Origin of the sequence: Bulleidia extructa W1219 (genome assembly GCF_000177375.1) — a bacterium.
GTDB lineage: Bacteria > Bacillota_I > Bacilli_A > Erysipelotrichales > Erysipelotrichaceae > Bulleidia > Bulleidia extructa.
Genome location: NZ_ADFR01000009.1, coordinates 26,428 through 39,409, shown reverse-complemented (window position 1 = coordinate 39,409; position 12,982 = coordinate 26,428). Strand labels below are relative to the sequence as shown.

Genomic DNA, 12,982 nt, shown 5'->3' with positions numbered 1-12,982 from the left:
TTTGATTGCAACAAACAGGAGGAAAATAATATGTATGAAAATAAAAATGAACAGAATACAGGAACAAAGACCATAAAGAAGATTGGGAAGGCAACTTACGAGGTTGTTGTCCACTTTAATAAAAATGCAACTGAAACTATGCAAGATAAATTGAAAAGGATAATGCTGAGGGAAATGGAGCAAGAAAAAGATAAAAAAACTCATAAAAATGATTAGAAAGTCCTTGACAAGTTGTTACAGGAAAAACAGCAAAATCTATTCTTATTAGCTGTGGGGCAAGGCTTGCTCCCTTTGATATTCAGGAACTTAGGGAACTGATGAAAGAGGATGAGCTTGAGCTTGATACTCTTGGAGATAGAAAGACAGTACTTTTCGTTATTATCTCGGATACTGATGACACCTTTAATTTTGTAGTGTCAATTATGTACTCGCAGCTATTTAACCTTTTATGTGATAAAGCCGATGATGTATATGGCGGACGATTACCTGTCCATGTGAGATGCTTGCTTGATGAATTTGCAAACATTGGTTTAATACCTAAGTTTGAGAAGTTAATTGCAACAATCCGTTCCAGAGAAATATCAGCAAGTATTATCTTACAGGCACAATCACAATTAAAGGCAATATATAAAGATAATGCAGATACAATTGTTGGAAATTGTGACTCTACCATATTCCTTGGTGGCAAAGAAAAGACCACATTAAAGGAACTTTCTGAAACACTGGGAAAAGAAACGATAGATTTATATAACACATCGGAAACAAGGAGTAATCAAAAGAGCTTTGGACTTAATTACCAAAAGACAGGTAAGGAGCTTATGAGCCAAGATGAGATTACCGTAATGGACGGTAGCAAATGTATTTTTCAGCTTCGTGGTGTCAGACCATTTCTATCAGACAAATTCGATATTACAAAGCATAAGAACTATAGATTACTTGAGGACTATGATAAGAAGAATTTGTTTGATATAGAAAGTTACATGAAGCGAAAAGGAAAAGCAAAATTAAATAGAGAAACGGTTATTACAAGAATGCAGTAAGTCTTAAAAAGATTTGCTGTTTTTTTTATTCAAAATCAGGAGGCAAGATGATAAGGATCAGAAGTCCCACTAAGAAAAAACTAAATAGAAAGAGTATCAGCGATTGGAAAAGAAATACTCCAGTCGCTTTTTTATTGAATTGAAAAGGAGAAATTTTTAATGAAGCAGGAAATGATTAACATCAACGCCAACTTATTGGCAGAGCCTACTTTCTCAAGTTTTGAAAATGAAGGAGAGAAAGTAGAAGTTGCAAACTTCACGCTTATAAAAAAGTACGGTAAAAGCAAGGAGTATATTAACTGTGCAGCCTATGGAGAAAAAGCTGAGAAAGCAAAGGACTTTGAAAAAGGTGATTTAATTCATATCTTTGGTTACTTTAAGAAGCGTGAAAAAGAGGGAAAGACTTACAAAAACTTTGTAGTGAAGTCATATAACAAGATTGAAAAGAAAGAAGAAAACGAGGAGGAATAACTTATGGCATTTTTTACACAGGCAGTTAATGTATTAAAGATTTTGGTTATGGCAGTAGGTGCAGGACTTGGAGCATGGGGCGTCATCAACTTGATGGAAGGATATGGTAATGACAATCCCGGTGCTAAGAGCCAGGGTATTAAGCAGCTTATGGCTGGAGGAGGGATCGTTCTTATCGGACTTAAGCTCATTCCACTACTTGCCAACGTACTCAATTAAGAAGAAAAGGAGAGCTTAGATGTTTGGAATATTCGACAAGATAGAAGAATTCTTTAAGGAACTTCTACTGGGCGGTATCCAAGCAAACTTAGAGTCCATGTTTCTTGACATCAACGATAAAGTTGGTGCGGTTGCAACAGATGTAGGTAAAACGCCTATGGGGTGGAACGGAGATGTATTTGCCTTTATCAAAAGCATTAACGATTCCGTTATCATTCCAATAGCGGGACTAATCATCACAGCAGTTCTTTGTATCGAGCTTATCAATATGGTAATGCAAAAGAACAATATGCACGATACAGATACCTTTGAATTTTTCAAGTACATCATCAAGATGTGGATCGCTGTATGGTTAGTATCCCATGCCTTTGAGTTTTCAATGGCAGTTTTTGATGTGGCACAGCACATGGTAAATAAGGCGGCAGGGGTGATAAATACCTCTGCCACCGTTTCCGGAGATCAGATAGTGGCAATGATGGATACCCTAAAAGAAAAGGGACTTGGAGAACTTGTCATGATTCTCTTTGAAACCTCACTCATAAAGGTTGCTATACAGGTAATATCCGTTGTGATTATGCTTGTAGTTTATGGAAGAATGTTTGAGATTTATGTTTACTCATCAGTTTCAGCCATTCCATTTGCCACAATGGGAAACAAGGAGTGGGGACAGATTGGAACAAACTACATCAAAGGACTATTTGCACTTGGACTACAGGGACTCTTTTTAATGGTTTGTCTTGGAATATACGCAGTATTAGTTAAGACAATTAAGATAACAGATATACACACAAGCACCATGACGATACTTGGCTATGCGGTTTTGCTGGGGTTAATGATGCTAAAGAGCGGAACACTGGCCAAAAGCGTATTAAATGCACACTAAAAGAAAGGAATGATAGGATGAACAAAAGAAAAACAACATTTACAGCAGTAATAATTGGAGCAGGTATTATGGCGATAATTGATAGAATCAGGCTTCATAACAAGGTAAAAGAATTGGAAGAAAGAACAGATGACATCGGTCGCTGCCATAATGATTTTTGCTTAATGCAGGAAAGATATAACAAAAGTACGAATGAACAGATAGAGAGTATTCAGGAAGAAATCGGCTCTGTATATGAACACTTTGAGGAGCTGTCAAAGGGTAAAGAAGATGGGAGGTAAGATATGGCGTATGTACCAATCCCTAAAGACTTAAATAGGGTAAAGACAAAGGTTGCTTTTAACCTAACGAAAAGGCAGCTCATAGGCTTCACACTTGCAGGACTGGTTGGAATACCAGTATATTTATTTATGAGGAAGCTTGTGCCAAATGACATAGCTGTCATATTCCTTATCGTGTCCACGCTTCCTATCTTTTTCATCACACTATTTGAAAAGGACGGACTGACCTTTGAGAAATATTTTAAGCATATCTACCTTCATAAGTTTTATCAGCCAAAAAAGAGAGTGAGAAAGGAGGTTTACCTTGAACAAGAAAAGAAAAATTCAGCAAATAAAACTCATGCAAAACGAAAAGGCATTGAGAAGTCAAAAGCGGGACTTAAAGAAAAGTAATTGCAAGTCAAAAAAAGATAAGGGAGGAATCCTTGACCTTATCTTTAAGAAAGAACCGAAAAGATATACGGTAGAAGATACCATTCCCTATCTAAGGCTTCTAAAAAGCGGAATATGCCAGCTTGATGAAAAGCACTTCAGTAAAAGTATAGCCTTTCAGGACATTAACTATCAGCTTGCTTTAGATGAAGATAGGGACTTGATTTTTAATCAGTTTGCAAACTTCCTAAACTCTTTCGATCCAAGCATCAGCATTGAGTTTTCATATATCAATCAGCTCGGACGAAACGAAGAAATGAAGTCGGCAATTCAGATACCGGATAAAAAGGACGGTTTTGACGATATACGCTTTGAATTTAGAGAGATGCTTAAAAGCCAGATTGTAAAGGGAAATAACGGACTTAAAAAATCAAAGTATGTAACCTTTACAGTGGAAGCGGATAATTTAGAGCAGGCAACATCAAAACTTGAAAGACTGGAGATGGATATATTATCTAATCTAAAGAGCATGGGTGTGAGAGCAGAAAGCCTAAACGGAGAAGAAAGGCTAAAGATACTTCATGATGTTTTAAATCCAAATAAAACATTTGAATTTTCCTACAAAGATTTAAAGAAAAAAGAAGGTACCAAAACATATATCGTGCCGGATGAATTTAATTTTATGCCAAGCAGATACTTTAAGTTTGGAAAATTCATCGGTGCAACAAGTCATTTTCAAATCCTTGCCAGTGAACTGTCCGACCGTATGCTTTCGGAGTTTTTGGATATTGATGATAACATCAATATCTCTTTTCATATAAGGGCGATTGACCAGTCTGAAGCCATCAAGATGGTAAAAAGAAAAAACACTGATATTGATAAGATGAGGATTGAAGAAAACAAAAAGGCGGTTCGCTCAGGTTATGATATGGATATTCTCCCAAGTGATTTAATTACCTATGGAGAAGATGTAAAGAGCCTCTTAAAAGATTTGCAGACAAGAGATGAGCGTATGTTTGTGGTAAGTATTGTTTTTATGAACTTTGCAAAGACAGTGCAAAAGCTTGATAACACTATCGCTCAGATAAGCTCTATTGCCAATAAGCACAACTGTAAAATAAAAAGGCTTGACCATACGCAGGAACAAGGTTTAGTGAGTGTGCTGCCTCTTGGAGTAAATAAGATTGAAATAGACAGAGGACTGACAAGTTCATCAACAGCAGTCTTTATGCCCTTTACCACAGAGGAACTTTTTATCAACTCAAGTAACAGTCTGTACTATGGACTAAATGCTTTGAGCCATAACCTCATTATGGCGGACAGAAAGAAACTTAAAAACCCGAACGGCTTAATTTTAGGAACTCCGGGTAGTGGTAAGTCCTTTAGTGCCAAAAGAGAGATGGCAAATGCGATTTTAGTAACGGATGATGATGTGATTATCTGCGATCCGGAAGGAGAGTACGGAAACCTTGTAAGACAATTTAAGGGAGAAGTGATAAAAGTCAGCAGTAAATCAAAAGACTACTTAAATCCCCTTGATATAAATATGAACTACGGTGATGGGGACGCACCTCTTAAAGACAAGGCAAATTTCATTATGTCTATGCTTGAGCTTGTAGTTGGCGGTAGTGGGCTTACAGCAGAAGAAAAGTCCGTTATAGATAGATGTCTGCCTAAAATTTATGAAAAGTATTTTGAAAACCCAGAGCCTTGTAATATGCCAATACTACAAGACCTATACGATATGTTAAAAGGACAGGAGGAAAAGGTTGGTAAGAAGCTGGCAACAGAGATGGAAATATATGTATCAGGTTCTCTTAATGTCTTTAATCACAGGTCAAATGTGGACTTAAATAAGAAGCTCCTTTGCTTTGATATTAAAGAACTTGGAAGTCAGCTAAAGAAAATAGGAATGCTTGTTATTCAGGATCAGGTGTGGAATAAGGTGTCACAAAACAGAGGAAACAAGGCTACAAGGTACTATATCGATGAGTTCCATTTGCTTTTAAAAGATGAGCAGACAGCATCCTATTCCGTAGAGATTTGGAAAAGATTTCGTAAATGGGGAGGTATTCCAACAGGTATTACGCAGAATGTCAAAGACCTACTTATGAGTAATGAGATAGAAAATATCTTTGACAATACAGACTTTGTCTTAATGCTTAATCAAGCATCAGGAGATAGAGAGATACTTGCAAGAAAACTTAAAATCTCACTTCCACAGCTCAGATATGTTACTAATTCAAATGAAGGTGAGGGACTACTTTTCTTTGGAAATACCATTGTGCCTTTCCTTGATAAGTTTCCGAAAGATACAATTTTATATCAGAAGATGACTACCAAGCCGGAAGAAGTGAGGTAGCCTATGGGAAAGAAGCTGAAAAAGGATTTCAAGGAAAGGCATAAGGCAAGTATTGAAAGGGAAATTCTCCATAGTGAAACTGGCATTACACCTGAAGAAAGTAAACTAAAGCATAACGATGATTATAGGGGGAAGATAGTCCACGATAAAGAGAGATTTCAGGATAAAGTTCATAAAAAGACAAGTAAGATAAATGACGATGATAATCCTTTAGGAAAAGACCTTGATAATGATGGGATTATAGACAGATACGACAATGACTTTAGGGATAGCGACTATTTTGAGTCAACCTATGATGTCGAGGATAATCTTCATCATAAAGCAGAAAATACAAATAGCTTCTCAAAAAGCCAAAAAGCTCAAAAGAGAAATTATAAGAGAAAAAACTATACCGAAAGCCTTTATACAAGGAAAAAGGATGATGTGTTAAAGGAGAATAAACCTGAAGATAAAAAGACTGGAAAAGATACTGCAAGCAAAAAAGTTCATAGCAGTATTTATAAAGAGCAGAAGAAAAAGCTAAAGAAAGATATGGTAAAAGTATCTGCACTTTCTGGACTTGCCAAAGGAAGTGAAACGGTAAGAGATTATTTATCTCATGGAAGTGATGAAAATAAAGGGGTAGAAGCAGGAGAAAAGACAGCGGACGCAAGCTCTAAACTAATTCATGGCATAAAGAATTACTCAAATAGGAAAAGAGCGAAAAAAGGCTGTGACCTTACAAAAAAGGATTACAAAATAAGGAAGCGTAAATCAAAACTTGAATTTCGTGATGCCAAAGAGAATCTTAAAAAGACAGATGAGTATAAAAGAGCAAGTGCCTATAAAAGAATTCAAAAGAAAAATCAAGTAAAGGCAGCGATTCGTCGGGAGAATAAGTCAAGGATTAGAGATAGAATTAAAGAGGGACTTATCGGAACACTGAAAAGCTCAAAGGAATTTATAGTAAGAAAAGCAAAGGGACTTATGATTATTTTCATAGGTCTTATTATTTTGGGAACTTTCTTTATTAATTTTGCAGGAACAGGAATGACAGGCTTTACGAACTCTACAAGTTCAGTTCTTACAACAAGCTATTTGTCAAAGCCGAATGTTCTAAGTGAAATCAATCAGAACTTTTCTGCTATGGAAAAGGAACTTCAAAATGAAGTTGATAATGTTAAAAGTAACCATCCCGGCTATGATGAGTACATCTTAAATAACACAGAGTACATCGGTCATAATGTCCATGAGCTTTTATCCTACATTACATCAAGGTGCGGAGAAGTAAAAGAAGCTTTTGAAGTAAATTCCATACTAAAAGAATTGTTTGAATCCATGTATGACCTTGAGTACAGGGAAGAAGTAGAAATCAGGTACAGAACAGTTACAAAAACTTATACCGATAAAAATGGGAATGAACATACCGAAAGCCATGAAGAACCTTATAAGTATAAAAAGCTTATTGTAACACTTCATAAAAAAGAGATGGATAGCATTATTCGAAAGGTATTTGCAAACCATCCTGATAATCTAAAGCATTATGAAGCGTTATTTGTTGCACAAGGAAACATGAGAGAGGCATTTGGAAATAGCGACTTAAGTGCTTCAAATGGAGGTGTTGGTGGAGGTAAAGAATATGAGGCATCTGATGAAGTTCAAAAGAAAATAGTAAGAGCAGCATACATTACGCCATCTCCGGGTGCAGGCTGGTGTGCCATGTGGGTATCTCAGGTTTATCAAAATGCAGGACTTGGATATATAGGCGGAAATGCCTGTGATATGTATCGAAACTATACCTTTACGTCAGACAGGTCAAAACTAAAGGTTGGAATGCTTGTAGCAGTGGAAAGCAGTAGCAGTGGAGGCAGTGCAGGACTTACCTATGGTCATGTCGGGATCTATATCGGGGATGGTAAGGTCATTGATAACATTGGACGAATAAGAGTAACCACTTTAGATGATTGGATTGCAACATTTTGTAAACATCATCCTGTAGGTTTCGGTTTTCCGCCAAATGTAAGAAGATAAGGAGGGAATAATGTGAAAAAAGAACTCACAACAGTTAAAAATAAAATAAAGAAGTTAAAGGATAAAAAGGCTCTGATTGATAAAGAATTGGAGTCTTTGTTTATTCGTGAAGAAGAACTTGAAAATGAAGAAATCATTACGATTTGCAGAAAAAATAACATCACAATCAGTGATTTGATGGCAAAAGTAAACAGACAAAAAGTAGAAATGAAAAAGGAGAAAACAAATGAAAACCAGTTTGAGAAAGAATAAGAAATTTTGGTCGTCAGCACTTGGAATTTTGTTTATAATTACCGCCATAGTTGTTGGAATGGTTGCAAGCAGTGGGATTGTATTTGCACAAGGGCATCTAATTCCAACATTTATCAGTCCGACAGAAATACCTACAAACGATAAAGCTGTTCAAAGGGAAGTGGAAGTGAATGTAAAGTATATCTTTGAAGATGAAAAAGTTTATAAGGAAGAAAAGGTAAAAGCGGAGAAAGGGCAGCTTCTTGATAGTGGAGATCTTCCAATACTTTCTGATGATATGAAATTCATTGATGAGTTTCTATTTTATAAGGTAAAGGGTGATGGAAAAGATGAAATTATTCGTAAGATAGCAAAGACTGATGTCAAGGATAAAGAAACTCAGACAGAACTTAGTAAAGACGATATTTCCAAAATGGAAAAAAAGGCTAAGGAGCTTCAAGAAAAACTTGATAAATTAAATGACGAAATCAAGGATAAAAACAAGATAAGTGATAAGCAGAAAGAAAAAATCAAAGACCTTGAAGCTGAAATTGAGGGCTTAAAGGATAAGCTTAAAAAAGATAAGGAAAATAAGGACTTATCAGCAGATATGAAAAAGGAAATGGATAAGCTTACTGAAAAGATTAGGGAACTTGAGAAAAAGGCAAATGAAGCAAATAAGTCTCCTGTAACATCTAATCCGACTACACCGAACAGTCCTATTTCCAGAATTAAGGCGAGCTCAGGAGGTTCAAGTCAAACACCTGTAAATAATGGTGGGAAAGAAATGACTTCGCAGACAAATTCAGGGACTACTACAAAAGATACATCTCATACAGAAACAAAAGAAAAGGAAGTTCGCTATCCGAATAAGCTGACACCTAAAATTCCTGCCAACAACAATCAGGGTTCATCTATGGATGGAACAAGTAAAAATGTAAATACCAATAAAGGCGTAGCTTCCACTCCGTCAAAGGCAAGAGCTTCTGTTACGGGAAATAAGGATAATGCCAATAAGGATTATCCAATTCATCATGGCGATAATAAGGATAGTAAAGAAACCGACAAGCATTCAGCCGATGCAAGGCAGTTTATTACCTTTCAAACGAAAAACGGTAAGACCTTTTATTTAATCATCAATCATGATGAAGATAGTGAGAATGTAATGCTTCTTACGGAAGTATCTGAAGATGATTTGCTTAACATGGTGGAGAAAAAAGAAGCACCAAAGCAGGAAGTAGTAAAAGAAGAACCTGTTAAGGAAGAAGTAAAGCCTGAGAAAAAGGACGAAAAGAGTAATTTAGGAACCTATATTATTTTGCTTCTTGTAGTAGGTGGTGCATTAGGAGCAGGCTACTATTTTAAGGTTGTGAAAAAGAAAGAAGATAAAGAACTTGAAGCCTTAGAGGAGGAAGATGATGATCTCTTTTCTGAAGCTGAAAGCGAGGAAGAAATAAATGATGCAGATGAAGTAGAAGATGAAGAATAAACGCACCTAAAAACATATTATTTTAGGTGCAAAGTTAGGGCGGGAGAGTGACATCTTTCGCCCTATTTTGATTTATAACAGGAGGAAAACACAGATGAAGTTAGTTATTGCAGAAAAGCCGAGTGTTGCAATCTCAATTGCAAAGGTTATTGGAGCAAATAAAAAGAAAGACGGATATTATGAAGGAAACGGATATAGGGTGAGCTGGTGCGTAGGACACCTAATTCAAATGGCAAATCCGGATGCTTATGATGAAAAGTACGCCAAGTGGAATATGGCTGATTTACCGATTATTCCGAGCGACTACAAGTATGAAGTAGCAAAAGCAACCAAGAAGCAGTTTAACATCCTTAAAAAGCTGATGAATAATAAAGAGATTGATATGGTTATCAATGCCTGCGATGCAGGGCGTGAGGGAGAAAGTATTTTTAGACTTGTATATAACGAATCGAAATGCAAAAAGAAGATGAAACGCCTTTGGATTTCTTCAATGGAAGATAGTGCTATTAAAGAGGGCTTTGATAATCTAAAAGACGGAAAGGACTATGATAATCTCTTTGAATCAGCACAGGCAAGAGCTATCGCAGACTGGCTTGTCGGAATGAATATTAGCAGGCTCTATTCTTGCCTTTATAAACAGAATTATTCTGTTGGCAGAGTACAAACACCTACTCTTGCCATGATTGTAAAAAGAGATGATGAGATAGCAAACTTTAAAAAGGAAAAATACTATACAGTAGAGCTTTCTACAAATGGTTTTACACTATCAACGGATAGAATTGATGATGAAGTTGCTGCTGAACAGCTTATAAGTTTAGTAGGCGATAAGATTGAAATAACCGATATTATTCAAAAAGAGAAAATAACAAAGCCCGATTTGCCTTTTGACTTGACAACACTTCAAAGAGAGTGCAACAAATATTTTGGATATTCAGCTAAGCAAACACTTGATTATACTCAAAGCCTGTATGAAAAGAAACTGATTACTTACCCCAGAACAGACAGCAGATGTTTAACAGAGGATATGATTGTGAGTACAGTCAACAACATTTTGGGTAAAAATGACTTTGATACAGGGCGTATCAAGGTAGTATTTAACTCTAAAAAGGTTACAGACCATCATGCTATTATTCCGACAGTAAGCTCACTGAGTGAAGATTTATCAGGCATTCCTGAGAGTGAAGCAAAGGTATATAGGCTTATATCTGATAAATTCCACGCAAGTGTAGGTTATCCATTAGTGGAAAGCACAACGAAGATTGTAGCTGAATTTAACGGTTTTGAGTTTACAAGTTCAGGCAAGGTAATTAAGGATGAGGGCTTTATAAAATACCTTAAAGAATACAAATCAAAACAGAGTGAAGGTGCTGTACTGCCTGATTTAAGTGTTGGTGATGTTTTAAGCATTGAAAATAAAGAGATTAAAGAAAAATTTACCCAACCTCCGAAACACTTTACTGAAGATACGCTTCTAAAGTCTATGGAAATTGCAGGAAATGACGCACTCGAAAAAGGTGTAGAAGTGGAAAGAAAAGGACTTGGAACACCTGCAACAAGGGCAGGAATTATAGAGAACTTAATTTATAAAGGCTTTGTAGAGAGAGATAAGAAAAATCTTGTAGCCACGCATAAAGGAATTAGTCTTGTAACGATAGTATCTGATACCTTTAAGTCAGCAGAAACTACTGCGAAGTGGGAAATGGAATTATCGGATATTGCTCAGGGAAAATCTTCAAAGGAAGAATTTTTGAAAGATATTGAAAACGAGATAAAAGAGGCTGTTCTGATATATGCAAAGTAAGAGGCAGCTAATCTCAGAGTAGAAAAAATATCCTAAAAGTGCTATAATCTTTTGTAGGAAAAGTAGGGAGAAAGGAAGTAAGTATGAAAGATATATTTATGGATACTGCAAAAGTTATGGCAAAAGGACAGGTTACTATTCCGAAAAGGATAAGGGAACTTTTGAATTTAGAAAATGGAGATTATGTTACTTTTGTAGTCAATAAAGATAAAGTTGAAATTCAAAATTCCAAAGTTTTTATTGAAGAAAACATTGGAAAATAAAGGTGGTGAAAAAGCAGATGACGATAGATGAAATAAAGAAGTTAATTCAAAATGGAGAGAAGATAGATGTTGAGTTTAAAGAATCTAAAAATGCTTTAACCAAAGATGTCTTTGATACAGTATGCTCTTTCAATAATAGAAATGGCGGACATATTTTACTTGGTGTAAATGATAAAAGAGAGATTGTCGGTGTCAGTAAAGAGAAAGTTGATAAAGTGATTAAGGAATTTACTACGGCAATCAATAACTCGCAAAAGATGTATCCACCACTTTATTTGCTTCCTGAAGTCTTTGATATAGATGAGAAAAAAGTAATTTACATCAGAGTGCCGGAAGGTTATCAGGTGTGCAGGCATAACGGAAGAATTTGGGATAGGTCTTATGAGGGAGACATCAATATCACAGATCATTCTGAACTTGTATATAAGCTATACGCAAGAAAACAAGGAAGTTATTTTGTTAATAAAGTATATCCGAATCTTGATATTGATTTTCTTGATGCTTCTGTAATTGATAAGGCTAAGAAAATGGCTGTAGTAAGAAATAAAAATCATGTTTGGGAAAATATGAGTAATGAGGAGCTTCTTAGAAGTGCCAATTTGATTTTGACTGATCCGGAAACAAGGCGTGAGGGAATTACATTAGCAGCTATTCTATTATTTGGAAAAGACAACTCGATTATGTCCGTTCTTCCACAGCATAAAACGGATGCAATATTCAGGGTTGAAAATAAAGATAGATATGATGATAGAGATGTTGTCATAACAAATCTGATTGATAGCTATGACAGGCTTATAGAGTTTGGACAGAAGCACTTGAATGATTTGTTTGTATTGGACGGAATTGTAAATGTTAATGCAAGAGATAGGATACTTAGAGAGATAGTTTCCAATACATTGGCTCATAGAGATTATTCAAGTGGGTATCCTGCAAAGATGATTATTGATGATGAGAAAATTACTGTTGAAAACAGTAACTTGGCTCATGGTATGGGAGCATTAGACTTGCAGAAATTTGAGCCATTTCCTAAAAACCCTGCTATATCAAAGGTATTTAGAGAAATAGGTCTTGCTGATGAATTAGGCTCAGGAATGAGAAATACCTACAAGTACACACAGCTTTATTCAGGACAAAATCCGCTATTTGAGGAAGGAGATATATTCAGAACGATTATTCCGCTGAAGAAGATAGCGACACAAAAGGTTGGAGGAGGAAATGTCCCTCACAGTGTCCCTCACGATGTCCCTCACAGTGTCCCTCAGGGCAGAGATGAACTGATTGAATTTATAAAAGCACAAGTAAGATTAAATAATAAAATTACAAGACAGGCTATTGCAGAAGGTGCAGGGGTAAGTGTAAAGACGATACAAAGAACTTTGAAGGAAATAGATAATTTGCAATATGTAGGTAGTGGAAATAATGGTCATTGGGAACTTAACGAGTAAAAGTAAGTTGCAGAACCATGATTTTTAGTAGGTAATTGATTTTTAAAAGTACCATGCAATAAGGTTTTGTAGCAGAAAAATTAAGTTGCAGTAAGTTGCAATACACGGAATCAAA

General features: G+C 35.9%; 13 protein-coding genes and 1 pseudogene. All 14 read left to right on the top strand.

Features of this window, described 5'->3' with window-relative positions; genetic code table 11:
- Positions 1 to 30: 30 nt before the first annotated feature.
- The 14 genes and pseudogenes from HMPREF9013_RS04650 (at position 31) to HMPREF9013_RS04580 (ending at position 12,867) form a co-directional block, all read left to right on the top strand.
- Complete coding sequence (locus HMPREF9013_RS04650) at positions 31 to 216, top strand: transposon-encoded TnpW family protein (protein WP_005542030.1); 186 nt, start codon at positions 31 to 33, stop codon at positions 214 to 216.
- Between the two features lie 11 nt (positions 217 to 227).
- Positions 228 to 1,040: pseudogene (locus tag HMPREF9013_RS04645) on the top strand (VirD4-like conjugal transfer protein, CD1115 family); the annotation flags it as partial.
- A gap of 159 nt (positions 1,041 to 1,199) precedes the next feature.
- Positions 1,200 to 1,511 (top strand): hypothetical protein, encoded by a 312-nt coding sequence (locus HMPREF9013_RS04635; protein WP_000807043.1) that lies wholly within the window; start codon positions 1,200 to 1,202, stop codon positions 1,509 to 1,511.
- A 3-nt stretch (positions 1,512 to 1,514) separates the two neighbouring features.
- Positions 1,515 to 1,730 carry a Maff2 family mobile element protein gene (locus tag HMPREF9013_RS04630; RefSeq protein ID WP_000863833.1) on the top strand — a complete coding sequence of 72 codons (216 nt, stop codon included), beginning with the start codon at positions 1,515 to 1,517 and terminating at the stop codon, positions 1,728 to 1,730.
- Between the two features lie 19 nt (positions 1,731 to 1,749).
- The gene (locus tag HMPREF9013_RS04625) at positions 1,750 to 2,613 is read left to right on the top strand and encodes a VirB6/TrbL-like conjugal transfer protein, CD1112 family (RefSeq protein ID WP_000466908.1); all 864 of its coding nucleotides are present in this window, start codon (positions 1,750 to 1,752) and stop codon (positions 2,611 to 2,613) included.
- A 68-nt stretch (positions 2,614 to 2,681) separates the two neighbouring features.
- Positions 2,682 to 2,894 (top strand): hypothetical protein, encoded by a 213-nt coding sequence (locus HMPREF9013_RS04620; protein WP_006627223.1) that lies wholly within the window; start codon positions 2,682 to 2,684, stop codon positions 2,892 to 2,894.
- A gap of 3 nt (positions 2,895 to 2,897) precedes the next feature.
- Entirely contained in the window at positions 2,898 to 3,287 is a 390-nt protein-coding gene (locus HMPREF9013_RS04615; RefSeq protein ID WP_040333537.1) for a PrgI family protein, read from the top strand.
- Positions 3,199 to 5,628, top strand: coding sequence for a VirB4-like conjugal transfer ATPase, CD1110 family (locus tag HMPREF9013_RS04610; protein WP_006627222.1), 2,430 nt, complete (start codon positions 3,199 to 3,201; stop codon positions 5,626 to 5,628). The genes HMPREF9013_RS04615 and HMPREF9013_RS04610 overlap by 89 nt, the downstream gene beginning before the upstream one ends.
- A 3-nt stretch (positions 5,629 to 5,631) precedes the next feature.
- Positions 5,632 to 7,638, top strand: coding sequence for a CHAP domain-containing protein (locus HMPREF9013_RS04605; protein WP_006627221.1), 2,007 nt, complete (start codon positions 5,632 to 5,634; stop codon positions 7,636 to 7,638).
- Positions 7,639 to 7,650: 12 nt separating this feature from the next.
- The gene (locus HMPREF9013_RS04600; protein ID WP_006627220.1) at positions 7,651 to 7,890 is read left to right on the top strand and encodes a hypothetical protein; all 240 of its coding nucleotides are present in this window, start codon (positions 7,651 to 7,653) and stop codon (positions 7,888 to 7,890) included.
- Positions 7,865 to 9,358 carry a CD1107 family mobile element protein gene (locus HMPREF9013_RS04595; RefSeq protein ID WP_006627219.1) on the top strand — a complete coding sequence of 498 codons (1,494 nt, stop codon included), beginning with the start codon at positions 7,865 to 7,867 and terminating at the stop codon, positions 9,356 to 9,358. The genes HMPREF9013_RS04600 and HMPREF9013_RS04595 overlap by 26 nt, the downstream gene beginning before the upstream one ends.
- 94 nt (positions 9,359 to 9,452) lie before the next feature.
- Entirely contained in the window at positions 9,453 to 11,159 is a 1,707-nt protein-coding gene (locus HMPREF9013_RS04590) for a DNA topoisomerase 3 (RefSeq protein WP_006627218.1), read from the top strand.
- A gap of 83 nt (positions 11,160 to 11,242) precedes the next feature.
- Positions 11,243 to 11,422, top strand: coding sequence for an AbrB/MazE/SpoVT family DNA-binding domain-containing protein (locus tag HMPREF9013_RS04585; RefSeq protein ID WP_006627217.1), 180 nt, complete (start codon positions 11,243 to 11,245; stop codon positions 11,420 to 11,422).
- A gap of 17 nt (positions 11,423 to 11,439) precedes the next feature.
- Positions 11,440 to 12,867, top strand: a complete 1,428-nt coding sequence (locus HMPREF9013_RS04580; protein ID WP_006627216.1) for an AlbA family DNA-binding domain-containing protein — start codon at positions 11,440 to 11,442, stop codon at positions 12,865 to 12,867.
- Positions 12,868 to 12,982 lie beyond the last annotated feature (115 nt).